Annotated in this window: 24 protein-coding genes and 1 pseudogene; 6 read left to right on the forward strand and 19 right to left on the reverse strand. The window is 46.4% G+C overall.

Features of this window, described 5'->3' with window-relative positions:
* Positions 1 to 9: 9 nt before the first annotated feature.
* The 9 genes from etfB to zapA form a co-directional block, all read right to left on the reverse strand.
* Entirely contained in the window at positions 10 to 783 is a 774-nt protein-coding gene (gene etfB, locus SC79_RS08545; protein WP_039074691.1) for an electron transfer flavoprotein subunit beta, read from the reverse strand.
* Positions 784 to 797: 14 nt separating this feature from the next.
* Positions 798 to 1,574: an enoyl-CoA hydratase gene (locus tag SC79_RS08550; RefSeq protein WP_039074692.1), complete on the reverse strand. Its 777-nt coding sequence runs from the start codon at positions 1,572 to 1,574 to the stop codon at positions 798 to 800.
* 17 nt (positions 1,575 to 1,591) lie between these two features.
* Positions 1,592 to 2,173: a fatty acid metabolism transcriptional regulator FadR gene (fadR, locus tag SC79_RS08555; protein WP_039074693.1), complete on the reverse strand. Its 582-nt coding sequence runs from the start codon at positions 2,171 to 2,173 to the stop codon at positions 1,592 to 1,594.
* A gap of 111 nt (positions 2,174 to 2,284) precedes the next feature.
* Positions 2,285 to 3,973 carry an AMP-binding protein gene (locus tag SC79_RS08560; protein ID WP_039074694.1) on the reverse strand — a complete coding sequence of 563 codons (1,689 nt, stop codon included), beginning with the start codon at positions 3,971 to 3,973 and terminating at the stop codon, positions 2,285 to 2,287.
* Between the two features lie 186 nt (positions 3,974 to 4,159).
* Entirely contained in the window at positions 4,160 to 4,564 is a 405-nt protein-coding gene (locus SC79_RS08565; protein ID WP_003222485.1) for a DUF350 domain-containing protein, read from the reverse strand.
* A 14-nt stretch (positions 4,565 to 4,578) separates the two neighbouring features.
* The gene (locus SC79_RS08570; protein WP_039074695.1) at positions 4,579 to 6,936 is read right to left on the reverse strand and encodes an endonuclease MutS2; all 2,358 of its coding nucleotides are present in this window, start codon (positions 6,934 to 6,936) and stop codon (positions 4,579 to 4,581) included.
* Between the two features lie 20 nt (positions 6,937 to 6,956).
* Positions 6,957 to 8,669, reverse strand: coding sequence for a DNA polymerase/3'-5' exonuclease PolX (gene polX / locus SC79_RS08575; protein ID WP_039074696.1), 1,713 nt, complete (start codon positions 8,667 to 8,669; stop codon positions 6,957 to 6,959).
* 71 nt (positions 8,670 to 8,740) lie between these two features.
* Positions 8,741 to 9,274 (reverse strand): CvpA family protein, encoded by a 534-nt coding sequence (locus SC79_RS08580; protein ID WP_039074697.1) that lies wholly within the window; start codon positions 9,272 to 9,274, stop codon positions 8,741 to 8,743.
* Between the two features lie 6 nt (positions 9,275 to 9,280).
* Positions 9,281 to 9,538, reverse strand: a complete 258-nt coding sequence (gene zapA, locus SC79_RS08585) for a cell division protein ZapA (protein ID WP_010329735.1) — start codon at positions 9,536 to 9,538, stop codon at positions 9,281 to 9,283.
* A gap of 133 nt (positions 9,539 to 9,671) precedes the next feature.
* On the opposite strand from zapA, the gene rnhC reads away from it, so the two are divergent.
* On the forward strand, positions 9,672 to 10,613 hold the full coding sequence (gene rnhC, locus SC79_RS08590; protein ID WP_039074698.1) for a ribonuclease HIII: 942 nt from the start codon (positions 9,672 to 9,674) through the stop codon (positions 10,611 to 10,613).
* A 238-nt stretch (positions 10,614 to 10,851) separates the two neighbouring features.
* On the opposite strand, the gene pheT is transcribed toward rnhC, so the two are convergent.
* Positions 10,852 to 13,266, reverse strand: coding sequence for a phenylalanine--tRNA ligase subunit beta (gene pheT / locus SC79_RS08595; RefSeq protein ID WP_039074699.1), 2,415 nt, complete (start codon positions 13,264 to 13,266; stop codon positions 10,852 to 10,854).
* 15 nt (positions 13,267 to 13,281) lie between these two features.
* Positions 13,282 to 14,316 (reverse strand): phenylalanine--tRNA ligase subunit alpha, encoded by a 1,035-nt coding sequence (gene pheS / locus SC79_RS08600; protein ID WP_039074700.1) that lies wholly within the window; start codon positions 14,314 to 14,316, stop codon positions 13,282 to 13,284.
* 80 nt (positions 14,317 to 14,396) lie between these two features.
* On the opposite strand from pheS, the pseudogene SC79_RS20505 reads away from it, so the two are divergent.
* Positions 14,397 to 14,600 (forward strand): annotated as a pseudogene (locus SC79_RS20505) (hypothetical protein); the annotation flags it as partial.
* A 68-nt stretch (positions 14,601 to 14,668) separates the two neighbouring features.
* On the opposite strand, the gene SC79_RS08605 reads toward SC79_RS20505, so the two are convergent.
* A complete protein-coding gene (locus SC79_RS08605; RefSeq protein ID WP_039074701.1) occupies positions 14,669 to 15,415 on the reverse strand; it encodes a TrmH family RNA methyltransferase in 747 nt (248 codons plus the stop codon).
* Between the two features lie 120 nt (positions 15,416 to 15,535).
* Between SC79_RS08605 and sspI the strand changes: the two genes are divergently transcribed.
* From sspI to SC79_RS08630, 4 genes are all read left to right on the forward strand, one after another.
* On the forward strand, positions 15,536 to 15,751 hold the full coding sequence (gene sspI / locus SC79_RS08610; protein ID WP_010329730.1) for a small acid-soluble spore protein SspI: 216 nt from the start codon (positions 15,536 to 15,538) through the stop codon (positions 15,749 to 15,751).
* Positions 15,752 to 16,317: 566 nt separating this feature from the next.
* Complete coding sequence (locus SC79_RS08620) at positions 16,318 to 17,184, forward strand: glycerophosphodiester phosphodiesterase (RefSeq protein WP_039074703.1); 867 nt, start codon at positions 16,318 to 16,320, stop codon at positions 17,182 to 17,184.
* Between the two features lie 544 nt (positions 17,185 to 17,728).
* Complete coding sequence (glcD, locus tag SC79_RS08625; protein WP_039074704.1) at positions 17,729 to 19,141, forward strand: glycolate oxidase subunit GlcD; 1,413 nt, start codon at positions 17,729 to 17,731, stop codon at positions 19,139 to 19,141.
* The gene (locus SC79_RS08630; protein ID WP_039074705.1) at positions 19,138 to 20,472 is read left to right on the forward strand and encodes a (Fe-S)-binding protein; all 1,335 of its coding nucleotides are present in this window, start codon (positions 19,138 to 19,140) and stop codon (positions 20,470 to 20,472) included. The genes glcD and SC79_RS08630 overlap by 4 nt, the downstream gene beginning before the upstream one ends.
* 36 nt (positions 20,473 to 20,508) lie before the next feature.
* Here the strand turns inward: SC79_RS08630 and SC79_RS08635 are convergent, their stop codons facing one another.
* The 7 genes from SC79_RS08635 to abfA all read right to left on the reverse strand — a co-directional run bounded on the left by SC79_RS08635 (position 20,509) and on the right by abfA (position 26,253).
* Entirely contained in the window at positions 20,509 to 20,889 is a 381-nt protein-coding gene (locus SC79_RS08635; RefSeq protein WP_039074706.1) for a VOC family protein, read from the reverse strand.
* Positions 20,843 to 20,980 carry a hypothetical protein gene (locus tag SC79_RS20950; protein ID WP_052245581.1) on the reverse strand — a complete coding sequence of 46 codons (138 nt, stop codon included), beginning with the start codon at positions 20,978 to 20,980 and terminating at the stop codon, positions 20,843 to 20,845. Before SC79_RS20950 ends, SC79_RS08635 begins: the two co-directional genes overlap by 47 nt.
* Positions 20,923 to 22,719 carry a carbon starvation protein CstA gene (cstA, locus tag SC79_RS08640; protein WP_039074707.1) on the reverse strand — a complete coding sequence of 599 codons (1,797 nt, stop codon included), beginning with the start codon at positions 22,717 to 22,719 and terminating at the stop codon, positions 20,923 to 20,925. The genes SC79_RS20950 and cstA overlap by 58 nt, the downstream gene beginning before the upstream one ends.
* Positions 22,720 to 22,830: 111 nt before the next feature.
* Entirely contained in the window at positions 22,831 to 23,724 is an 894-nt protein-coding gene (locus SC79_RS08645) for a DUF4097 family beta strand repeat-containing protein (RefSeq protein ID WP_039074708.1), read from the reverse strand.
* Positions 23,721 to 24,275, reverse strand: a complete 555-nt coding sequence (locus tag SC79_RS08650; RefSeq protein ID WP_039074709.1) for an HAAS signaling domain-containing protein — start codon at positions 24,273 to 24,275, stop codon at positions 23,721 to 23,723. The genes SC79_RS08645 and SC79_RS08650 overlap by 4 nt, the downstream gene beginning before the upstream one ends.
* Positions 24,272 to 24,598, reverse strand: a complete 327-nt coding sequence (locus SC79_RS08655) for a PadR family transcriptional regulator (RefSeq protein WP_039074710.1) — start codon at positions 24,596 to 24,598, stop codon at positions 24,272 to 24,274. The genes SC79_RS08650 and SC79_RS08655 overlap by 4 nt, the downstream gene beginning before the upstream one ends.
* Positions 24,599 to 24,750: 152 nt before the next feature.
* Positions 24,751 to 26,253, reverse strand: coding sequence for an alpha-L-arabinofuranosidase AbfA (gene abfA, locus SC79_RS08660; RefSeq protein ID WP_010329724.1), 1,503 nt, complete (start codon positions 26,251 to 26,253; stop codon positions 24,751 to 24,753).
* Positions 26,254 to 26,271 lie beyond the last annotated feature (18 nt).

The following is a 26,271-nucleotide window of genomic DNA, read 5'->3' on the forward strand; positions in this document are numbered from 1 at the left end:
GTCCAAGCTTTACATGACTTTAGCTTCGCTGCGGAGCAATGAGACGAGCTCTTTTGCCTGTTCGGCAGGCTCACCTTGGAGAAGCTTCCCGGCTTCTTTTTTCGGCGGAAGAAAACGCTCTATGGTTTTCACTTTTGGTTCGGCATCCTCTTCGTCAAGATTAAGATCATCTAGCTCCAGCTCTTCAAGCGGTTTTTTCTTGGCCTTCATAATTCCCGGAAGCGATGGATAACGCGGTTCGTTTAAACCCTGCTGAGCTGTGACAAGCAATGGGAGCGTCGTTTTGATCTTCTCAACATCCCCTTCAACGTCTCTTTCTGCTTCTGCATCAGTGCCGTTGATTTCGAGTTTGGTGATCGTCGTGATGCACGGAATATCCAGCAGCTCGGCAAGCCGAGGGGCGACTTGTCCTGACCCTCCGTCAATGGCAACATTTCCGCCGAGAATCAAATCAAACTCCTGATCCTTCATATAGTGGTATAAAATTTGAGATATAGAATATGGGTCGGGTTCCTCGAGATCATCTTCTATGTTGATTAAAACGGCTTGGTCACATCCCATGGCAAGCGCCGTACGCAATTCCTTTTCCGCTTCTTCACCGCCGACAGTGACGGCGGTAATCGTGCCGCCGTGCTTTTCCTTCAGCTGGATGGCTTCTTCTATCGCGTACTCGTCGTATGGATTAATGATCCATTCCGCTCCGTCGTTCTGAACCTTTCCTGCTTCAATGACGATTTTTTCTTCTGTGTCAAACGTCCGTTTCATCAGTACAAATAGATTCATGATCATATCCCCTTTTATTCGCCCTTGAACTGAGGCTTTCTTTTTTCGAGAAATGCCTGGATGCCTTCTTTGGCGTCCTCTGACTCAAATGCTTCACCAAACCGCTTTGCTTCAAGCTTTAAGCTGCCATCATAGGAATACACCTTGTTTGAGTAAAGAAGCTCAAGCAGTGATGCCAGCGTTTGCGGGCTTTTTTCTGCAAACTTAGCGGCAAGCGCTTTTGCTTTTTCAAGCACTTCTGCTTCATCCTTCGCTCCAATTGAAACAAGTCCGAGATCAAGCGCTTCTTTTCCGGATATCGGTTCTCCAGATCCAATGAGCTCTAATGCCTTGGCTATCCCGATATATCTCGGGAGACGCTGCGTTCCCGCAAAACCCGGAATGATACCGAGGTTAAGCTCAGGGAGCCCCAGCTTGGCATCTTCAGCGGCGATTCTGATATGACACGCCATCGCCAGCTCAAGTCCGCCTCCAAGTGCAGCACCGTGAATCGCCGCGATAATCGGTTTAGGGAAGCCTTCAACTCTTTCCATCAGCTGCTGGCCGCGCTCAGCCAGCAGTGAGGAATCCTCATTGCCTTTAAGCGATGTAAATTCTTTAATATCAGCGCCGGCTGAGAAAAATCTTCCCTCACCGTGAATGATCATGCTTCGTACGCCTGCATCTGTCTCACATTGATCTAGACAGGAGGACAGCTCTTCTAATATCCGGCTGGAAAGCGCATTTGCCGGCGGATTGTGAATCGTCAAGACTGCCACAAATTGATCAACCGCCAGTGATATTGCATTCATAGGACAGAACCCCTTTACTAATTATGAATTCCGGACACCAACAATTCTAAAACGCTGTCGGATAAAGCAGCGAGATCGTACTTTTGGTCATTCATCACCCAAGTTGTCACGGTTTCGTCAATCGTTCCAAAAATCATCTGCCGGGCGAGGCGGACATCGAGGCCTTTTTTTAATTCACCTGATTGTATGCCTTCCGTCAAAATGCCATCCAAAATATTTAAGTAGCCCTTTAATATTTCATTGATTTTCTGGCGCAGCTCCAAGTTGGACTGACGGAGCTCAAGCTGGGTGACAATCGCGAGGTTATGGTCATCCGCTAAAAGAGTAAAATGCTTTGAAATGACAAGCGCCAGTTTTTCTTTGGCTGTCCTTTTTTCTTTGATGCCCTCTTCCATTCGCTCAATAAATTGGCCCATTTTTTCTTTAAATAGAGAAATTAAAATGTCTTCTTTGTTTTTGAAATAAAGATAGATGGTGCCGTCCGCTACTCCGGCTTGTTTGGCGATTTTGGACACCTGTGACTGGTGGTAGCCGTTTTCCGCAATGACTTCTACTGCTGCATCAATAATCTGCATATACTTTGGCCGTTTTTGCTTCAATGTTCATCGTTCCTTCCTATAGAAATGAATGACTATTCATTCATATTTTCATGATAAGAAGGATTTTCGGCTTTGTCAAGTTTATTCATAGATCTTCTCTGTTTTCTTATGTCATTTGTGATTAATATGATGATTTTCGGCATCTTCTTCGAGTAAACGCCTTCTTAAAATTTTCCCTACCGCCGTTTTCGGCAGTTCTTTTCTAAATTCATAGGCTTTCGGCACCTTGTAGGGAGCGAGACGGGATCTCGCAAAAGCGTCCAGTTCTTCTGTATTGGCTTTTGCGTCTTTCTTTAACACGACAAATGCTTTTACTGTTTCTCCCCTGTAGGAATCCGGCACACCGGCAACGACAATTTCCTGAATGGCTTCATGTTCATAAAGCGCTTCTTCGACTTCACGCGGGTAAATATTATAGCCGCCGGCGATGATGATGTCCTTCTTCCTGTCGGCAATATAGAAAAAACCCTCTTCATCCATATAGCCCATATCTCCGGTGAACAGCCAGCCGTCTCTCAGTACAGCGGCGGTTTCCTCCGGTTTGTTCCAATATCCTTTCATGACTTGCGGGCCTTTGACAATGATTTCTCCATGCTCATACGGTGCGGCAAGCTCACCCGTCTCTTCTGAATAGATCGCTGCGTCAGTACCCGGCCAAGGACAGCCAATACTGCCCGGCTTGTTTTTCCCCCAGATAAAATTGGAGTGCGTCACAGGAGATGCTTCAGACAAACCATAGCCTTCCACAAGCTTTCCGCCAGTCACTTTTTCAAATTGCTGCTTTACCTCCACAGGGAGCGCGGCTGATCCGCTAAGACAGCTTTTAATAGATGACAGATCATAGTGCTGCAATTCGGGGTGATGCAAAAGGCCAATGTAAATCGTCGGTGCGCCTGGAAAGAGCGTCGGTTTTTGCTTGTCAATGATTTTGAGCGTTTCGAGCGGGTCGAACTTAGGAAGAAGAATCATTTCGAAGCCGTGCTTAATCGAATAATTCATCACTGCCGTGAGCCCGTAAACGTGAAAAAACGGTACGATGGCAAGCACTTTTTCAGCGCCTTCCTCTACATCGTACATCCAAGCCGTGCACATCTCGGCATTGGCCAAGATATTCCGGTGTGTAAGCATGACCCCTTTGGGAGCCCCCGTTGTTCCTCCAGTATACTGAAGAACAGCGATATCATGCTCAGGCTCGATCTTCGGGATTGTCACGAGCTCCATATTTTCCTGCTTCATGCTGGAGGCAAACGTGTGAATGTGATCATTTTTGTCAAAATCGATGTGCACTTTTTGTTTTTGTGTCAGCGGGTAAAGAATATTTTTCGGAAAAGGCAAATAGTCTTTTATGCTGGTTACTAAAATCTGATCCACTATTGATAACGTTTTCATTTTTATTGCCTTCGGAAAAAGCAAATCTAAGGTGATGATCACGCTTGCCCCAGCATCTCTCAACTGGTACTCAAGCTCATGCTCGGTATAGAGCGGATTCGTCTGGACCACGATGCCACCGGCAAATAAGACGCCATAATAAGAAATGACTGATTGCGGGCAATTGGGCAGCATAACAGCCACTCTGTCTCCTTTTTGCAGGCCATTGGACTGTAAAAAAGCTGCGAGTTTAAGCGCATCCGTCAGAATGTCATGAAAGGTGAGTTTTTTTCCATAAAACGTTACGGCGATTTTGTCAGGGAATCGTTCGGCGGAGTCTGTCAGGATGGATTGCAGGGTTTGATTCGGCAACGGAAGCTCATGCGGAATTTCGTCGGGATACTCGGCAAGCCACGGCTTTTGAGACTGCATAAAACCTCCCCTTTCGGTTTTAGAGTTCCACCCTATCATTATAGCAGATGGACGGCAAAAAAAGAAAAGAAAGGTAAATCTTTCTTTTTCTCATGATACGAACAGATAAATAAGACCGATTAACAAAAAGATTCCCGCCGCGGCGAGGAGTGCCTTTGCAAGCTTTTCCATCGATTCTCCGTCCCCTTATATTCCGGCTGCCACCACAAATGAAAGCCCGACAGAAATGACAAATGAAATAAAACCGACAGCCCGGTTATCATTTTCGATTTCCTTATCAATTTTAAACCGCGGAGTCAAAAACTCAAAAATAAAGTAGCTGAGCAGAAGCATGACAAATCCGTAAACGCCCCAGCCGATCATTTGCAGCAGAGAATTGTGCTGGGAAATGGAATGCTGAAATACGTTTGCGATTCCTAAAATTTTTCCGCCGGTCGCCATTGCCACCGCAAGATTTCCTTTTTGAATCTCTTCCCAGTTTTTATAAGCTGTCACCAGCTCAAACACAGTCAAAAAGAGGACGAGGCAGAGAACCGCGACACTGTAATACGCCGCGATTTCCACAAGCTCGTTTTCCCAAAAATCACTCATGGCCATACTCCCTTTTATTTTAGTTCAACAACCGTAACGCCCGATCCTCCCTCACCTGCTTCACCGAAACGGGAGCTTTTGACGCTGCGATGGTTTTTCAAAAGATCCTGCACGCCTTTTCTTAAAGCGCCAGTTCCTTTTCCGTGGATGATTGACACTCTTGGATATCCCGCTAACACTGCATCATCCAAGTATTTTTCAACACGGCTGAGGGCATTTTCATAGCGTTCGCCGCGAAGATCAAGTTCAAGCGATACGTGATAATCCTTTCCTTTAACAGCCGTAATGATTTTTTCTTTTTTGGGTTCCGGAGCTGATTTGATAAACTCCAAATCTTTTTCTTTTACTTTCATCTTTAAAATGCCGATTTGGACATTCCATTCACTGCCGCCGGTTTTTTCAAGCAGTGTTCCTTTTTGCCCAAAGGTGAGGACTTTCACCTCATCACCAGGCTTGAAATCACGTTTTTGCGTTTTCGGTTTTTCCGGTTTTTTGGACTTTTCAAAGGTAGGAACTGCGCCTTCTAGCCGTTTCTTCGCATTGATCAGTTCGTGATCCTTGAAGGATCTGTGTTCTTGTTTGATTGAGCGCAATTCGTGAATAATGTCTTCGGCTTCTTTCGTTGCCGCTTTTACTTTTTCAGCCGCTTGCTGTTCAGCCTCCTCGAGCATTTTGTCTTTTTTGCTGTTGAGCTCGATGATTTGCTGCTGTAGCTCTTTATGCAGCTTATCTGCTTCTCTTCTGATAGCCTCCGTCTCAGAAAGCTCTTCTTCCGCACGTTTTTTGCTTTGTTCCAGCGACGCAATCATCGTATCGACTTCGTTATGCTCGGCCGTCATTTCTGATTTCGCCTGCCCGATGATATGGTCCGGGAGCCCAAGGCGTTTTGAAATTTCGAAGGCATTGCTTCGTCCCGGCACACCAATTAACAGTTTATAGGTCGGCGACAGCGTTTCGATGTCAAATTCGACGCTCGCGTTCATGACGCCTTCTCTGTTATAGCCATACGCCTTCAATTCCGGATAGTGCGTGGTGGCTAACACTCTTGCATTGGTGCGATGCACGTCATCCAAGATGCTCATGGCGAGGGCAGCCCCTTCTTGCGGATCTGTCCCTGCGCCCAGCTCATCGAAAAGGACCAGGCTGTTTTCATTGACCTGTTCTAAAATGCCGACAATGTTCACCATATGGGACGAGAACGTACTTAAGCTCTGCTCAATCGACTGTTCATCACCGATATCAGCGAATACATGCTCAAATACTGCCGCTTCTGATCCTTCATCTGCAGGAATATGAAGACCGGATTGCGCCATTAAGGTTAATAGGCCTAATGTTTTAAGGGTGACTGTTTTCCCTCCGGTGTTTGGCCCTGTAATGACCATGGTTGAAAAATCGCCGCCAAGCTCAATATCATTAGCAACCACCTGTTCAGCCGGAAGCAATGGATGGCGGGCTTTTTTCAAACGAACAAAGCCGCTGTCGTTCATCAGCGGTTTTGTCGCTTTGACCGCTTTAGCGTATCTTGCCTTTGCAAAAATAAAGTCAAGTGTCTGCAGCACGTGCAAATCTTGAAAGAGCTCTTCTGTGTGTTCCGCCGTTTGCTCTGTCAGCATGCGCAAAATCCGTTCAATTTCTTGTTTTTCTTTCACTTTCGCCTGCTGAAGCGAGTTGTTCATATCGACAATCGCCTGCGGTTCAATGAACAACGTCGCGCCTGAGGAAGAGGTATCGTGCACAATTCCCCCGTAGCTTGATCTGTACTCTTGTTTGACTGGAATCACAAAGCGGTCATTCCGAATCGTAACAATTGTATCAGACAGCATTTTTGAAGCGGAGGAGGAACGCAGCATTGACTCTAACCGGTCTCTGATTCTCGATTCGAGTGTCCTGAGCTGTGTGCGGATTCCTCTTAATGTTTCTGACGCGTGATCAAGCACTTCTCCGTGATCATCGATGCAGGAATTAATGTCCCGCTCTAAATCAGACAGCGTAATCAGCTGTTCCGCATGCTGATGGATTAGCGGAATGTCGATACCGTCTTCAGCCATTTGGCTGATAAAATGTTTCATTTGTTTCACTGCGTAAAGCAGGCCTGAGATTTCAGTGAATTCTGCTGGACTGAGAACGCTGCCGATTTCCGCCCGTCTTAACGCACCTCTGATATCAACAAGGCCGCCAAAAGGCGCCTGGCCTCTCAGGCGGATAATGGCAGAAGCTTCGTCTACTTCATCCAGCTGTTTTTTGATTTCGTCTATAGAAGCAGAAGGCTGAAGCGCGAGTAACATCTCTTTTCCGAGCGATGATGCGGCGTGCTCAATCACCTGTTCTTTCACTTTATGAAATTCAAGAGCTGATAATACTTTTTGCTGCACGATTGTGTGAGCCTCCTTACTTAATCGTTGCGCTTCAGGAATGCCTCTACGTCTTCAAGCGATCGGGCATTCAGAACGTTTTTCGTTTCCGTCCATCCTTTGCGCGCGGCAGTAACGCCGGTTTTCATATCGTCTAACATTTCAATGTTATGGGCGTCGGTATTAATGACCAATGTAACCCCTTGTTCGTTTGCTTTGATTAAATGCTCTGTGCGCAGATCGAGACGCGCAGGGTTGGCGTTGAGTTCTAGCGCCGTATTTGTTTTCTTCGCAAGCTCAATCAGCTTGTCAATGTCGATTTCATATCCGGCTCGTCTGCCGATCAGGCGTCCGGTCGGATGTGCGATAATGTCAACATGCTTGTTGGCCAGTGCCGTCTCAAGCCGTTTCATAATGACGTGTTCCGGCTGATTAAAGCTGGAATGAATCGATGCAATGACGATATCCATGTCTGCCAGCACGTCGTCATCATAATCAAGCGTGCCATCAGGCAGGATATCCATCTCGACGCCTTTCAAGATCCGGAAATTCTCAAATTCCGCATTGAGCGCGTCAATTTCTTTTGCCTGCTGCTTGAGTCTTTCTGCAGTCAGCCCGTTAGCGACCTTTAAATATTGCGAGTGATCGGTGATCGCCATATATTGATAGCCTTTATTCATGCATGCTTCAGCCATCTCTCTGATCGAAAACGCGCCATCGCTCCACGTGGAGTGCATGTGGAGATCTCCTTTGATGTGCCCGGGCTCTATCAATTCGATGCTGTCGCTGTAGGTTTCCACTTCTTGCCCGCTTTCGCGGAGCTCCGGCGGAATCAGCGGCAATCCGAAATGCGCATAAAATTCACGTTCACTCGGGAATGTTTTGATGTCTCCGGTTTCAACTGTCTCAACGCCGTATTCACTGATTCGCTCGCCGCGTTCTTTGGCGATTTGGCGCATCTTAATATTGTGATCTTTTGATCCTGTAAAATGATGCAGTGTTGTCGGAAACTGCTCTTCCGTAACAAGACGGAAATCGACGCTTGTTTCATATTCAAAGGAAAGCATGACAGACACCTTCGTATCTCCGCTCGCAATGACGCTTTTGATGTTTGGCAGTGCAAGAAGCTGCTCTCTTACTTCAGCCGGGTGATCTGTGGCGATGATATAATCCAGATCCTTCACCGTTTCCCGGGCTCTGCGGAGACTCCCGGCACGGGAAAACTTGATGATATCTGTAAATTGAGAAAGATGCTCCTCAATGTCCCGGGCGATCCGGAGGGCGTAGCCGATCGGGAACCGTTCAGGCTGTTTTCCGGCTTCACCGAGCGCCTGTAATATTTTTTCTTCTGATTTTTTGCCGAAGCCCGCAAGACCTTGTACCTTTTGCTGTTCACAGGCTTCTTTCAGGGATTCTGCATCATGTACGCCGAGCTCCTTATACAGCTTTGCGATTTTTTTGCCGCCGAGCCCCGGCAGCTTTAATAATGGCACGAGCCCTTCCGGCACTTCTTGCTGCAGCGCTTCGAGCGTACTTGACTTTCCTTCATCTATATACTCTTTTATGACGCTATACGTTCCTTTTCCAATGCCGGACAACGACATGATATCGTCCATTTCTGATAAACTGCGGTCATCCTGTTCCAGGGCTGCCGCTGCTTTTCGGAAGGCGGATACTTTAAACGGGTTGTCCCCTTTGAGTTCCATATAGACTGCAATGGTTTCAAGCAGCCGGATAATATCTTTTTTATGCATATCATAACCCCCAGATGTTCACATATGTTTCCATCATACTTGAAAAAAACTTCTCCGGACAAGAGAAGTTTTTATGCTCCGTACTGTGTCCACAGCTCTTCTAAAAGCCCTGACAAATACGGTGTATGGTTAATGATCACATTTGCCAGAGACGATTGCCCCATCATTTGCTGTAAAGCATCTACCGGTAGCACGGATGCGACATACAGCAGCACAAATGTAAATAAATAGACTTCCAGAAAACCAAGCACGGCGCCCAGCACTTGGTTGATTTGTTTAATGATCGGAATGCCCGCTACAATACTCAAGAATGAGCCTATGATTCTCAGTAAAATTTTCGCGATAATAAATAAAATGATAAACGCAATCGCATTATAGTAGGCTGCCTCCAGATTTCCCGTGAAAAAAGAAAGAGCCGGCTGTCCCGCTGAGAAGTCGGGCGCGGGAATCCACTTTACATGGGGCGCCACATCTTTATAAAATAAAGCCGCAAAGGCGATCGATAAAATAAAGCTCGTCAGGCGGATAAACTGCAAAATAAAACCGCGTTTTAATCCCAGTAAAGTCCCCATCAGGAGCAAGATTAAGATGATGATATCCAGCATAGTTGTTCAATCCTTTTCTTTAAGCTGACGCTCCAGTTTCTCATATTTCTCTTGTAATTTGACATAATCGTGCACCACATTTACAGCTGTCAGCACTGCAAGTTTATTTATATCAAGGTATGGATTTTTTTCATTGATTTCTCTCATTTTATCATCAACAATTCCGGCGACATACCTCATATGGGCTTTGCTTTCTTCACCGATCATCGTGAAGTGCTGGCCGTAAATGTCAACGGTTGTTTTTGTTTTTTTACCGTCAGACAACGTTTCTCCTCCATTCCGTGAGAATCCTAGTACTTATCATAACACGTTTATTAATTGAATGGAAAGACGAGCCTCCCGCTGTTATGATACACTGGTAGATACAGCGAAAAGTGTAAAAAAAGGAGATTATTACGTGTCCCATTCTGTGATAAAAGTATCGTTGTCTGCTATTGACCAAATGAAAATGACATACAGCGGTTCGCTTACCGCTTCTGTTCCGCAGGGAGCTGTTTTTCAGGCGAAACCGCCAGGCTGTACCATTACAGCATACCAATCCGGCAAGGTCTTGTTTCAAGGCAAAAACGCAGCCGCAGAATCCGCGCGCTGGGGAACAGCAGTGCCGCAGGAAAAGAAGAAAACGTCCAAAAAGCCGGCCGACCCCCGCTACGCCCCTCCGGCAAATATCGCCGGAATGTCTATTATCGGCTCTGACGAGGTCGGAACCGGAGATTACTTTGGCCCGATGACGGTTGTATGCGCGTACGTTGATAAAACCTTGATTCCTTTAATGAAAGAACTCGGTGTGAAGGACTCTAAAGACTTAAAAGACCCGCAAATCATCGAGATTGCCCGAAATCTGATCAAAACCATTCCGTACAGCCTGCTGGTGTTAAAGAATGAAAAGTACAACAGCATGCAGGAAAAAGGCATGAGCCAAGGGAAAATGAAAGCATTGCTTCACAATCAAGCCATCACCCATTTGTTGAAAAAAATGGACGGGGTAAAGCCTGAAGCCATTTTGATTGACCAATTCGCTGAGCCCGGCGTCTACTTCAATCATTTAAAGGGCAGAGACATTGTGAAGGAGCGGACCTATTTCAGCACGAAGGCTGAAGGCATTCACTTGTCAGTTGCAGCCGCTTCCATCATTGCGAGATATTCGTTTTTAATGGAAATGGATAAACTGTCGCGTGAGGCAGGAATGACACTTCCGAAAGGGGCAGGCCCGCACGTGGATGAAGCGGCCGCCAAGCTGATCCTTACAAAAGGGACCTCCGCTCTCAGAACCTTTACAAAACTCCATTTTGCCAATACGCAAAAAGCGCAGCGCCTTGCTGATAGAAAACGTTCATAGAAAAAGCTTGCAGATTTCTCTGCAAGCTTTCAGATTGTTGACAAAATCCTAAAACGGTTTTCGTTTTAGGATTTTGTCATCTTTTCAGCGTGATTGAAAACCCTTGAAGTCTAGGAAGGACGAGCATTGGAGCACAGCGAATGTAGCAATTCGTGAGCACCAACGCACAGGACTGACAACGAATGCGAGGGTTTGTCGACACGCTGAAAGCTTGCAGATTTCTCTGCAAGCTTTTTTCTTAACCTCTCAAAACAGCCTGATACGTGTCTTCCAACGCTTTCAGCACTTTGCTGTGGGCCTTTGTCACTTCTTCTTCAGTCAGTGTTTGTTCAGGGTTGACATATTGAAGTGAGAAAGCGACTGACTTTTTGCCTTCCTCCATATGCTCGCCTTCGTATACGTCAAAAACGGATACGTCTTTCAGCAGCTTGCCGCCAGCCTCTTTGATCACGCTCTCGAGTTGGCCGCTTGTGACGGATTTATCTGTGACAAGCGCGATATCACGTGTCACAGACGGATATTTTGGAATCGCCGTGTAAACAAGCGGCGCTGTATTCGCTGCGAGCAACGCATGAAGATCAAGCTCAAACACGTATGTCTCTTTGATATCCAGTTCTTTTTCCAATGAAGGATGGACTTGGCCGATGAAGCCGATAAGAGAACCATTCAATAGAATGTTCGCTGTTCTGCCCGGGTGCAGCTGTTTGCGTTCAGATTGAACAAATTCAATGCTGTCAAGGACATTCAATTTGTCTAACAACCCTTCCACAATGCCCTTGGCGACAAAGAAATCAACTGGTTTTTTCTCGCCCTGCCACAGCTGCTTGCGCCATAATCCGGTAACAGCTCCTGCCACGCGTTCTGTTTCAACAGGTTTTGTATCCTCTTCCTTTGTCAGGAAAACGGAGCCGACTTCGTACAGTGCGACTGAGTCCGTCTGTCTCGCCAAGTTGTAAGAAACGGAGTCAAGCAGATTTGGCACAAGACTGTGTCTGAGAATGCTTCTTTCTTCACTCATTGGAAGTGCAAGCACAGTGTTCAGTGATTTTTCAATTGCAAACGCTGCTGCTTTCTTCTCGTTTGTCAGTGAGTAAGTGATCGCTTGTGACAAGCCTGCGCCTTCAAGAAAACGTCTGACTTTACGGCGTTTTGCCTGATATGGCGTTAATCCGCCTGTTGTTCCCGCTGTCTCAGGAAGCGTTGACGGAATGTTATCGTAGCCGTACAGTCTTGCCGCTTCTTCAATTAAATCTTCTTCGATTGTAATGTCACCGCGACGTGATGGAACTGTCACAACGAGAAGTTCATTCGCTTCACCGACAGTAAAGCCCAGACGGTTGTATATGCTGATCAGTTCTTCTTTGCTGATTGTCATGCCGAGAACACTGTTCACTTTGGCAACAGATACATGAATGTTATTCGCTTCGATTGTCAGGTGATCTTCCTCAACCGTTCCAGCGAGCACTTCACCGCCTGCATACAGATGGATTAGCTGTGCAGCCCGTTCTGCCGCAAGACGTACGCGCGCCGGATCAATGCCTTTTTCAAATCTGACACTTGATTCACTTCTCAGACCAAGATCTTTGGAAGCCTTGCGAACCGTCTGTCCGTTGAAGTAAGCAGCCTCAAGCAAAATCGTTTTCGTATCTTCCTGAACCTCTGACTCTGCTCCTCCCATGACACCGGCAACGGCTTGCACTATCGTTCCGTTCGTAATGACAAGGTGATCGGCAGACAGCTTTCGTTCTTGATCATCAAGGGTTACGATCGTTTCATTTTCAGCTGCTTTTCTTACTACGACTTCCTTGGAGCCGAATCTGTCATAATCAAAGGCGTGAAGCGGCTGTCCGTATTCCAGCAGGACAAAGTTTGTGATGTCAACGACATTGTTGTGCGGGCGAATGCCTGCATTCATCAGCTTCGTCTGCATCCAAAGCGGTGACGGAGCAATCGTGACGTTTTTAATGATTTTTGCAGTGTATAGCGGGTTCGCTTCTTGATCTTCGACTTTGACAGCGATGTAATCAGACGCTTGCTCTGATGCTGCCGGATAATCAGTTTGCGGAAGCTTTACCTCTGTATCTAAAATTGCCGCAACCTCGTAAGCAACACCAAGCATGTTCATGGCATCCGCGCGGTTTGGCGTTAAACCAAGCTCAAGGATCGCATCATCGAGCTGCAACGCCGCTAAGGCATCGTTTCCTGTTTCAGCGTCATTCGGGAATACGAAAATGCCTTCCGCATACTCCTGGGCCACTAGTTTGCTTTCAATGCCAAGCTCCTGCAAAGAACAGATCATGCCGTTTGATTCTTCACCGCGAAGCTTAGCTTTTTTAATCTTGAAATTGCCCGGCAGCACCGCTCCGACTGTTGCAACTGCGACTTTTTGTCCTTTATCCACATTCGGCGCGCCGCAAATGATTTGTACAGGTGCTTCCGCTCCGATATCCACAAGGCACTTATTCAGCTTATCAGCATTCGGATGCTGCTCGCGCTCCAGCACATGGCCGATGACAACGCCTTTGACGCCCTCTCCTTTGTATTCAATTCCTTCAACCTCAATGCCGGCTCTTGTAATTTTTTCAGCAAGAACCGCCGGGTCCATGCCTTTTAAATCAACATAATCCTCTAACCATTTATAAGAAACAAACATCCTAGCATCCTCCTCTTACGCCTGTTTAAACTGCGAAATAAATCTGACATCGTTTGTATAGAAGTGGCGGATATCATCAATGCCGTATTTCAGCATCGCGATACGCTCAACGCCCATTCCGAATGCGAAGCCCTGATATTCCACCGGATCAAAGCCTGCCATTTTCAGCACGTTCGGGTGAACCATGCCGGCGCCGAGGATTTCGATCCAGCCTGTTCCTTTACATACCGAGCAGCCGTTTCCTCCGCACTTAAAGCATGTCACGTCCACTTCTACTGAAGGCTCAGTAAACGGGAAGAAGCTTGGACGGAGCCTGATTTCGCGATCTTGCCCGAACATTTTTTTCGCAACAAGCTCAAGCGTTCCTTTTAAATCACTCATGCTGATGTTTTTGTCAACGACAAGCCCTTCAATTTGCATAAATTGGTGAGAGTGCGTCGCATCATCATGATCGCGGCGGTATACTTTACCCGGACAAATAATTTTAACCGGCCCTTTGCCTTCATGCTTTTCCATTGTCCGTGTTTGCACAGGAGACGTTTGCGTTCTCATCAGAGTCTCCTCTGTAATGTAAAAGCTGTCCTGCATATCGCGCGCAGGGTGTTCTTTCGGCAGGTTGAGCGATTCGAAGTTGTAGTAATCCGTTTCAACCTCAGGCCCTTCCTCTACTGTGTAGCCCATACCGATAAATAAATCTTCAATTTCTTCAATGACAACAGTGAGCGGATGGCGGCCGCCGACTGCGACAGGGTTGCCTGGCAGCGTGACGTCGATTGTCTGTCCCGCAAGCTTCTGCTTCATTTCCTCTTCTTCAAGCTTCTCGTTCTTGACAGCAATCGCATTGGCGATACGCTCCCTTACTTCGTTCGCGAGCGCACCCATTTTCGGACGTTCCTCAGCAGAAAGTTTGCCCATTCCGCGCAGCACTTCTGTAATCGGCCCTTTTTTTCCGAGATATTGCACCCGAATATCATTGACAACCTTTAATGAGCTTGCCGCTTCTACTTGTTCTAAAGCTTCTTGTTCCAGCTGTTTTAGCTTTTCTTCCATTTTGCATCCTCCTTTTATGTAAACAAACCGTCATATGTCTTTGGAAAACAAAAAAACCCGTCCCTAGTGCAAGGGACGAGTTGTGGCCGCGGTACCACCCTTATTTGAGACAGACTGATGCTGTCGTCAGCTTCATTGACATAACGGAATCAGATTCCGGTTCACCTTTACGCGCAGTACGCGCGGTCCCGGTGACAACTCAAGAGGTGAAGCCCATTCCCGGCTGCGTTAAAAATGCTCTCAGTCAGCGGCATTTTCTCCCTGGAAAACAGCTAATCAGAAATGAGGTCCTCTGTCACGGTTTTTCAAATATTATGTTCTATTATAGAGAAATCCTTCGCTTGGCGCAACACTATCCTCGCAAGTGATACACGAGGATGGCAGCCGCAATCGCAACGTTCAGTGATTCAGCCTGTCCGTAAAGCGGCACGTACAGGTTCAGATCTGTTTTCTCCAACAGGGCGGCATCCACCCCTGCCCCTTCATTTCCTACAATGAGCGCGAAGGATTCAGACTGATGTATTTCCCGATAAGGCGCCCCGTTTTGCAACGCCGTGCCGTACACTTTTACGCCCTCTGCCTTCAATTCATCCACATATGTATGCAGGTTTTTTCTCACCACAGGGATATGAAAGTGAGATCCTTGCGCGGATCGCAGCGTTTTTCCGTTATAAGCGTCCGTCGTGCCATCACCAAGCACAACCGCATCTAAACCAGCCGCATCAGCCGTCCGAATCATCGTGCCGAGGTTTCCCGGATCTTGAACAGCGTCAATCAGCAGCACCCGCCGAGGCGACGCCAGTTTTTCTTCAGGCATATGGCACACAGCGGCGATTTGCTGCGGCGTTTCGGTTTCAGTAACAGCTGAAAATGCATCTTCACTCAGCACGTAGCACTGGATGCTCACATCAAGAGCTGACGGAATTTTCGTTTCATCCTTTACAAGGATTTCTTTTACCCTGCCCTCGCTCTTCAGCGCCTCTTCAACAAGATGTTCTCCTTCTATGAGGAATGTATTCGTTTTTGTCCGTTCTTTTTTTGTATGAAGCTTTTTCCAATCCTTCACTTTTTGGTTTTTTGCCGATTCTATTTGTTTCACTGTCTGTGTGGCTCTCCTTTTTTTAACATGATGTTATTATATCGCAAGAACAGCACATAATAAACCAGGTGCAGGGTTAGAATATACGTATCACATTTTAGAAAAAAAGGAGCGTTTCACATGGATCTTAATTTACGTCATGCCGTCATTGCCAATGTTACCGGCAATAATCAGGATCAGCTTGAGCATACGATTGTGGATGCCATTCAAAGCGGTGAAGAAAAAATGCTTCCGGGGCTCGGTGTTTTATTCGAAGTCCTTTGGCAGCACGCATCCGAAAGTGAGAAAAATGAAATGCTAAAAACGCTTGAAGGCGGATTAAAACCCGCCGAATAAGACATGAAACCGGGTGACAGCGCCCGGTTTTTTTCTTATAGAAACATGATGTTTTTACAGCCGTTATCAACAGTAAAAAATCATTGCTGAAGAACTTTTATTTGATTTATCCTTTTTCATAAAAAAATGCAATCTTTTAAATGAGGAAAATAAAGCTACATAAGAAATAGGCGGAAGGGTTCAAACTGAAAAAATGGCGGCGAATCTTTTTCTGTTAGTCTTTACCAGTTTTTCTGAAGTGCCTGCGATAAGGCAAGCAAAAATTGAACTTGAAACAAAGACTTACTGGGCGCATCTCCCATACGAAGTCAGTGAACAAAAAAGGCGGAAAACGAAGGACAAGCCTTATGTTTCAAATCGCTTTATGGCGCCAATATAAAACTGGACCGAAATTTAGACAAACAAAATGGCATATGCAAGCTGATATATCCAAAAAAGATCTTTGTTAAAGGGTCTTTTTTTACTTATCAGGAAATTTATGAAAACAAAAGACTGCTGAAACATAATCTTAACAAAGCAAACCTATAATTTGGCAAGAGATATGAAATATAAGGGGAGTGGATGATGTGTCAGCTTTATTAAAAAAATTGATGTTCTCTTCATTGATCGGGATTTCCATCGGATCAGCCCTGTTTGCACCGAACGCGAAGGCATCAGAACTGGCGGCCAAGCCTAAAAAAGTCGATATCATTGCTCACAGGGGCGCTTCAGGATATGCGCCGGAAAACACGATGGCTGCCTTTGAAAAGGCGCTTCAGATGAAAGCAGATTATATCGAGCTGGATGTTCAAATGTCCAAGGATGGGGAGCTTGTCATCATCCATGATACGACCGTAAACCGTACAACAGACATTAACTCAAAGCTGCCGGTTGCCGTAAAGAACTTGACGCTTGCCGAGCTTCGCAAGCTCGATGCAGGCAGCTTCTTCGCTCCGCAGTTCGCCGGGGAACGCATTCCGACATTTGAAGAAGTGCTTGACCGGTATAAAGGGAAGATCGGACTGCTGATCGAATTGAAAGAGCCTTCACGCTATCCGGGAATCGAAGAAAAAGTATCAGCAGCATTGAAAGAGCGGAGAATGGATAAGCCTAAAAACAGAAAAATCATTGTGCAATCGTTTGATTTTAATTCTGTTTATAAAATTCATCAGCTGCTTCCATCGATGCCGACAGGTGTTTTAACGTCAAAAGCGGCGGACTTAACAGATGCAAAACTCAAGGGATTTTCCGGCTATGCCAAATATGTGAACACCAACTTAAAAAATGTGAACACTGATCCTACACTTGTGCCGAGGATTCATGCGCTCGGCATGAAAATTACCCCTTGGACCGTCCGCTCCCGTGATGAAGTGTCTCCGCTTTTAAAAGCTGGCGTAGACGGAATTGTGACAGACTTTCCAGATTATGTTCCGAAAAAATACGTTAGAAACTAAAAAATAAAGCCTGCAGTTCCCTCTGCAAGCTTCAGATTGTTGACAAAATCCTAAAAACGGTATTCGTTTTAGGATTTTGTCATCTTTTCAGCATGATTGAAAACCGTTGAAGTCTAGGAAGGACGAGCATTGGAGCAGACTTCCGCAGGATGCGGTGACAGGGGCGGCTGAAATCCTGCAGTTCCCTCTGCAGGATTTTCATTCATCAATAAAACTGAGCTAATAGCTGCGAACGGCAGCTTAACAGTTATCACTCCGTCATCTAGTGGCTTGAGGCGCTCTGCGGCGCTAGAATGGACTCTAACCTGAATGGCGGGCATTGATAACCGCAGTTCCGTTCGGATACATGTTCAGCCACTTCCCCTCGAAAGCCGACGGTTATTACGCTCTTCATAATATTGGCGATATAAACGAATATGTCTTTGAAACAAACTACAAAATAAAGAGCGTTTTCGTTTCATTTTTTCTATATTACTCTATGGAAGCTTTTCTATTATTCTTTTACAATAGAATGAAAGCGCTTTTTTGGAAGGGGTCGGGGAAAATGATCACAAAAGATGTAAAGGAACAGCTTATCCGAATCGTTGGACCGGAAAACTTTGATGACTCCACTGCCGGCCGTCTCGTCTATTCATATGATGCGGCGCCGCAGTTTCAGTCTATGCCTGACGCCGTGATTGCACCGAGGAGTACAGATGAGGTATCTCGAATTGTAATCATTTGCAGTGAACATCGAGTTCCGATCGTTCCTAGGGGATCTGGGACAAATCTATGCGGCGGCACATGCCCGACTGAAGGCGGACTTGTACTTCTCTTTAAGCATATGAACAGGATTCTTGAAATTGATGAAGAAAATTTGACCGCGACAGTCCAGCCTGGCGTTATTACATTGGATATGATCCGTGCGGTTGAAAGCAAGGGTTTATTTTATCCGCCTGATCCGAGCTCCATGAAAATATCAACCATGGGCGGAAACATCAATGAAAATTCCGGCGGGCTCCGCGGATTAAAATACGGCGTCACCCGCGACTATGTCATTGGACTGGAAGTTGTACTCGCTAATGGAGACATCATCCGCACCGGCGGAAAACTCGCAAAGGATGTGGCCGGATACGATCTCACACGCCTTTTTGTCGGCTCAGAAGGAACGCTCGGCATCGTGACAGAAGCAATCGTCAAACTTGTTCCAAAGCCGGAAACAAAGAAGACGCTGCTTGCCCTTTATGAACATATAGACGCCGCTGCTCAAACTGTATCAAACATCATTGCCGCAAAAATCATCCCCGCCACGCTGGAATTTCTCGACCAGCCTACTCTTTTGGTGATTGAGGATTATGCCAAAATCGGGCTGCCGACAAACGCAAAGGCCGTTTTATTAATTGAGCAAGACGGACCGTTTGAAACCGTTGCACGGGATATGGAAAAGATTGAAGCAATCTGCAAAAAAGGTGACGCCGTTTCCGTTCAGGCGGCTCAAACCGAGGAAGAAGCATTTGCCTTGACTGAAGCCCGGCGTTCTGCACTATCTGCCCTAGCCCGCCTCAAGCCGACGACCATTTTAGAGGACGCGACCGTTCCTCGCTCAGAGATCGCCAATATGGTAAAAGCGATTAATGATATTGCCGCTAAATACGACCTTTCCATTTGCACCTTCGGCCACGCGGGAGACGGGAACCTCCATCCGACATGCACGACAGACATTAGAAATGAGGATGAGATGGAGCGTGTCGAACAAGCTTTTGCCGAGATTTTTGAGAAAGCGATTGAACTTGGCGGCACGATAACCGGAGAGCACGGAGTCGGATCTATGAAAGCGCCTTACTTGGAAATGAAGCTGAAAAAAGAAGGGATTGCCGCGATGAAAGCAATAAAAGCAGCATTTGACCCCCGTAACATATTAAATCCAGACAAAGTGTTTGCCAAAGATGCCAGAAAACGTGTGGTGACGGAAAGATGACAACAGAAAAAGAAATGGAACAAATCCAAAATGAGTTCAAAGAGCGAATGGATGAAGGCGAGCTTTTAAATTGTATGCGCTGCGGCTTCTGCCTTCCTTCCTGCCCGACCTATATTGAATCGGGGTTTCAGGAAACTCACTCTCCGCGCGGACGCATCGCCTTAATGAAAGCCGTAGCCGACGGTGTCATTGAGCCGGATGAAGATGTCGAACGTTCGCTGTCACTTTGCCTCGGCTGCCGGGCCTGTGAACCTGTATGCCCGTCAGGTGTGAAATACGGACAGCTGCTTGAGGAAGCGAGAGATATTATCCACCAAAATAAAAAACACTCGCTCGGCACACGTGTCATGCGAAAGGCCGCTTTTCACGAGCTGTTCCCGCATCAAAACCGCATGCGCTCAGCTGTCAGCCTAATCGGTTTGTATCAGCGGTCAGGGCTGCAAAACACTGTGCGTAAAACCGGGATGCTTCGCTTCCTGCCCGAGCATTTGCGGAAGATGGAAGCTGTTCTACCTGATGTTCCTAAAAGTAAAGACATGAAGCAGCGGCCGCGTTTACTGCCGTCAATTGGCCCCATGAAAAAACGGGTCGCCTTTTTTTCAGGCTGCTTAATGGATACCATGTTTTTGCCGACCAACAATGCCACACTGAAGCTTTTGCAGCTTGCCGGCTGCGACATTGTCATTCCGCCTGAACAGGCTTGCTGCGGGGCACTGCATGGGCACAGCGGTGAAAAAAACGCGGGGAAAGAGCTCGCGAAACAAAATATCGCTGCTTTCGAAGCATTAGACGTCGATGCTGTTATCACAAACGCAGGGGGATGCGGAGCCTTTCTCACTGAATATGATGATTTGCTGAAGGATCACCCTGAGTGGTCGGAGCGGGCCGTTTCATTTGTTCAGAAGCTGAAAGACTTTTCGTCCGTTTTGGTTGAACTCGATTTTCATCAAATGGAGCTTACCCTAGACACGCCTCAGGTCATTACCTATCAAGACTCATGCCATCTGAGAAATGTGATGCATACGTCACTCGAGCCCCGCCAGCTTCTTCAAAGCATTAAGGGGGCCGAATTCAGAGAAATGGAGAAAGCGGACAGCTGCTGCGGATCAGCGGGAATTTATAACATCGTGGAAGCTGAAATGTCTATGAAAATACTGGACAGTAAAATGGCTGCGGTTAAAGCAACCAAAGCGTTCGTCATTGTGACTGCAAATCCCGGTTGCCTGCTGCAGATGAAGCTTGGCATTGAGCGCGAAAGACTAAGCGGGAAAGTCAAAGCCGTTCATCTGGCTGATTTGCTGCTGGAAGCAGCTGGACAGAAAACATCATAAGAAAGCCCAAAACAGACATTGTTTTGGGCTTGTTCGTTATTCCATCGGACTGCAAATTTCAATATAATGTCCATCCGGGTCAGCGATATAGGCGACCGTCTGCCCCCATGGCTTCACTTTTGGCTCCCCAATAATCGTGACACCTTGTTCTCTTACCCTTTTCATAACCTCTTCTACGTTTTCAGTGACAAATCCGATCTCAAATGTGTTTGAAGCAGATGTATCCGGAATGTCTAGCCGCGTGATTTCTCTGGCGCTTTCTCGCGTATTAAGCGCCAATATCGTAGATCCTGTTTCAAATTCAACATACGTTCCATGTTCTGCACGAATCGGCAGCCCTAAAGTATCCCGATAAAAGTGAATGGCCCGCTTACTGTCCGATACGTAAAGAATAAGATATTTCATTGATAGATTCATTCCCCATCCTCCTCAACATTTTCATTAGCCTTTTTATCCCGGGATAGAAGCTCCCATCCTTAAGCTCGGATCTCTCCACATCTGCGCCCATTTTTTCACAGCCGCCACGATAATGATGAAGCCTAACAGCAGCATAATGATCGATAATACGCCATTCAATACGCTGTAGCCTGCCGCTTCAGGATTGAGATACACATTGCGCACCATCCAATAGCCTGCATAATTGACAGTGACATATAAATAGGCAAGCGGGATAAGGCAGGTCAGAATATAACGGCGTTTATCGGCGATTTTCAGTACGATGGTGGCTCCGATGATCAGCCCAACCGAAGCCATCAGCTGGTTGGACACGCCAAACAGCGCCCAAATGGAACCGATATCCCCTGAATACAGCAGATAGCCCCACATCAGGCAGGCAAGCGCGCTGGCAAATACAGACCCCGGAATCCAGTCTGTTTTCTTCAGCGGTTTATACACCTCTCCGAAGAAATCCTGAATCAAATAACGGGCGACACGTGTGCCGGCGTCAATAGCAGTTAAAATAAATACAGCTTCAAACATAATGACAAACTGGAAAAAGTATGAGGCCAAATGGCTGAAAAACGGCATTCCCGTAAAAATATAAGTCATTCCCACCGCAAGCGTAACGGCCCCCCCTGTTCTTCCTTCTAAGTCCAAACCGATTTCCCTGCTCAATTCAGGCAAATGGACGACATTCATGCCGAGCGTACGAAAAACCTCAGGCGTGCTGTTAATCGCAAAGTAATCAGCAGGCTGCAAGGCGGTCGCTGCAATCAGCGCCATAATGCCTACAAGACACTCGACAAGCATTGCACCAAACGCAACCGGCTTCATATCACTCCATTTATTCAGCATTTTCGGCGTTGTACCGGAACCGACAAAGGCATGAAATCCCGAGATCGCGCCGCAGGCGATTGTGATTGAAATGAACGGCCAGACGGGTCCTGCCAACACCGGCCCGCCCCCTTTTACGAATTCCGTAAACGCAGGAAACGGGATGGACGGATTGACAACAAATACACCGGCAATCAAAGCGATAAAAACACCGATTTTCATAAAGCTGCTTAAATAATCACGCGGTGCGAGAAGCAGCCAAACGGGAAGCGCCGCTGCAAAAAACGCATAAACAGGAAGTGCGATTGCAAGCGTTTTCGTATCTAGTGTTAAAAAGTCACCGAGCGCGGTATTCTGCACCCATGGGCCGATAAAGACTCCTGCCATTAAAAAGAGGAAACCGATCGTTGACGCGAGCTTTAAATTTCCCGTTTTCTTATAAAATAAGCCTACGGCCATCGCGATCGGAATCGTAATCCCTACCGCAAATGTTCCCCACGGATTGCGTTCTAGCGCGTGCAGCACAACCATCGACAGCCCCGCCATCGTAATCGTGATAATAAACAGCATGGAAAGTCCCGTGCAAAAGCCGGCAACAGGACCGAGCTCATCCTTCGCCACTTCTGATAGCGATTTTCCACTTTTGCGCATCGATGCAAACAACACAACAAGATCATGGACGGCTCCCCCTATTACCGCCCCAATTAACAACCATAATAACCCCGGCAAATAGCCGAACTGGGCCGCCAGAATGGGTCCGACCAGCGGCCCAGCCGCTGCGATCGCCGCAAAATGGTGGCCGAACGAGACCCATTTGTTTGTAGGCACATAATCTTTTCCATCCTCAAGCGCGTGAGCAGGCGTCGGCTTGTCATCATTCACTTTGAGAACCTTCACCATCATAAATGTTCCGTATAAGCGATAGGCAATAGCCAAAACGCACATTGACGCTATCACAATTGTAACCGCATTCATTATCTCCCAACCCCTTTGCTGTTTTTCATAAATATATCATAATTTCATATTGAAAAGCGGTCATTTTTTCCTATACAAAAAAGCCGGCTCGAATTGGCCGGCTCGTCACAGCTAGTTTAGTTCAATGTCTCCAGAGGTTGTGCGAATGTTTAAATGATTAGAGGTTCCGCTATCACCTATATATCCTGCAATGCGCTTCTCTGATTTTTCTTGATACATAATTTGATCTAGGTTGACTGACGTCTCACCTGAGTCAGTCTGACAATCCATTGCCAAGGTTGCAGGTTCATTCTGATATTCTACGGACACACTTCCGCTCGTTGTGACAATGTCAATATCTTTGTTCTGACTCTCCTGTAGAAGGTCAATATCTCCGGAGGTTGTCTTATAATTCACCTTTCCAGCTGTTGTACGGCTGCTTTCTATTAATCCACTTGTTGTCTTTACCACACCTTGGCCGAATGAATTTTGGATTTCTTGAATATCTCCGCTCGTTGTTTTTAGCGTCAACTCGTTTTCGATGCGTGCATGCTTCAGCTCAATATTTCCTGATGCAGAGTCAACAGCAGATTGATCCGCATGCACATTTTCAATGAGAATATCCCCAGAGGTTGTCGTTACTGTTAACTCCCCATACTTCTTTTCAGGAATAATGATTGTGATTTTCATATCCTTTTCGCTGCTCCACGGTATAAAAGAGATAATATTCTCGCGTGCTATTTGATTGATTTTTAATGACTGGCCATCTTGGCTCACATCGAACAGCTTTTTGCTTTTATCACTGACTTTCCCTTTAGCCGCTACCTGAATATCATCCGTTTGCCCAATTTTGACCTCTGCATTCATCGAGCTCGTTGTTACCTCAATTTTTTTAATATCTGTGGCAGAATATGTTTCGGCAGCTGTCATCTCGTCTTTTGTAAAATCAGAAGCAGCTGTAGTGATGACAGCTCCGATGACCCCGACTGCAAATACTGCGATTAATCCTACTATGATTTTTTTCATGCCTGCGCCCCCGTCACCAGCTTTAGATTATATTTGATATATCGTAAAACCAAGCCATACAGCCGTTTGCCTAAATACCACAGCCCTATGCAAGATAGCAGCCCCAAGCTGCCAAACACGAGTGATAAAAAGAACTCCAGCACCATGTGCGGATTCGCTTGAAACATAACCATGCCGACAAAGATAATCGGTGACAAAGAAAGTGCAAGCGCCGCCCCGCATAATCCCACATACACTCCTAAAATGCCAGCTGCCGGTCCCAGCACGAAAATCATATTTAAGAAGCTTATTGCTATTGCTGAACATGCCATGTGAAAGAGATTCTTTTTAGGGCGTTGCACTGCTGGAGCAGTTTCCATGACATCTTGCAACAATTCCTTTGCGATTTGTTTTGGGGAGCCGAACTCCCTGATGATATCCGCTTCCGGCCGGCCTTCTTTCATCCCTTCGGTCATATGTTCTTTAAAATCAAATAAGACTTCATTCCGCTCTTCTTCTGAAAGCGGCTTTAACGCTTTACTCAACTCCTGTAAAAACAGCTCTTGATTCATCGTTCTCCTCCCCTTGCCGCATTAATCATTTGATTGACAGATGCTGTGAACTGATCCCATTCTGCCAGCAGCAGTTTCATTCGCATGAAACCAAGCTTTGTCATCGTGTAATACTTTCTGGCAGGCCCTTCAGAAGATGGCGCCATATATGTTTCTAAATACTCTTCTTTCGTCAGTCTTCTGAGAAGAGGATATAAGGTGCCTTCAGCAATCGACATGTACCTGGAAATGTTTTGAGATAGCTCATATCCATATTGGTCTTTTTCGGATATGAATACAAGCACACATAGCTCTAATGCTCCCTTTTTAAATTGAGCATTCATCATAAGATCCTCCCTGCGGCTCGTCAATTTTGTTTATATTTTCCACTATTTATCCATATGGTACCATTTACTACTGAACATTACAAGGTACTGAATCATATCTACTGAGAAAAAAAGAAAAACCGGAGAGAGCTCTCCGGTTTTGTTTCGCTTTATGACTGTTTTTTCAGGCGGATCACATTCCAGGAAAGCGGCGTGAAATGCGCGGTTAAGCCGTTTTCGCTAACAGACGATGTTCCGTTGGAATGCGGGACGACATTTTTTCTGTTATGCTGGTTTGTCGCTTTGATATCCTGATGCTCGAGTACGATGTGCTCTGCGATTTGATAAGATTCAAAACCTCTGAGCGAAATCTCTGTCTCCATCTGCTCCTCAGCTTTGTTTACCGCAAAAATCGTAAGGGTTTCTTCCTCTTCGGAATACACAACAGCGGCATCAACATATGGCACATCCGTAAAATCAGTGCAGTCGTACTTCGGCGAAGAAATAAGCGGCTTCAGTGACTCGCCTCTTCCGTAAACTGAAGCATGCATGTACGGATAGAAAATCGGCTGTCTCCAGGCTTCTCCGCCTTTTTCCGTCATGATCGGCGCGATGACATTTACAAGCTGTGCAAGACACGCGATTTTCACGCGGTCTGCGTGCTGCAGCATCGTAATGAGGAGAGAACCGACCAGTAAGGCATCTTCAAAATTATAAATATCCTCTAAAATCGGACGCGCAGTTATCCACGGCTCAACTTTTTTATCCGCCTCATTTGAATGATACCAGACGTTCCATTCATCGAGAGAGAGATTGATGGTTTTCTTGCTGCGTGTTTTCGCTTTTACATAGTCACATGTTGCAGCGACAGATTTAATAAAATGATCCAGATCCATAGAACGGGCCAAGTAGTTTGGCAGATTGTTATCCCGGTTTCCGTAATACGTGTGAAGAGAGATATAGTCGACATGCTCGTACGTATGCTCCAGCACCTTCGCTTCCCAATCGATAAAGGTCGGCATGCCGCTGTTTGAGCTGCCGCAGGCAACAAGTTCAATTGATGGGTCAACCCACTTCATGACCTTTGCCGTCTCCGCAGCAAGCCGCCCGTATTCGTCAGCTGTTTTGTGGCCGATCTGCCACGGGCCATCCATTTCGTTTCCTAAGCACCATGTTTTGATGCCATACGGCTGTTCATAGCCATGCGATCTTCTTAAGTCACTCCAGTATGAGCCTTTCGGGTGGTTGCAGTATTCAACGAGATTGCGGGCAGCGTCTATGCCTCTTGTGCCAAGGTTTACGGCCATGTTGACCTCAGTGTTCACCTTTTTTGCCCAAGTTAAAAATTCATTTGTCCCCACTTCATTCGTTTCTGTCGTTTGCCATGCCAAGTCAAGCCGTCTCGGACGGTTTTCGACAGGTCCGACACCGTCCTCCCAATTGTATCCGGATAAAAAGTTTCCGCCTGGATAGCGGATAATCGGAACCTGCAATTCTTTGATCAGCGACTGGACATCCTTTCTAAATCCATCTTCATCCGCGTGAGGGTGATCAGGCTCATATATGCCTTCATATACCGCACGCCCCATATGTTCGATAAACGAACCGTAAATCCGTTTGTCCACTTCACCGATTTTATATTCTTTGTCTACAATCATTCGCGCTTTTTTCATTACACGTTTCCTCCCTTT

It is taken from the genome of Bacillus sp. MSP13 (assembly GCF_000815295.1).
Lineage (GTDB): Bacteria > Bacillota > Bacilli > Bacillales > Bacillaceae > Bacillus > Bacillus vallismortis.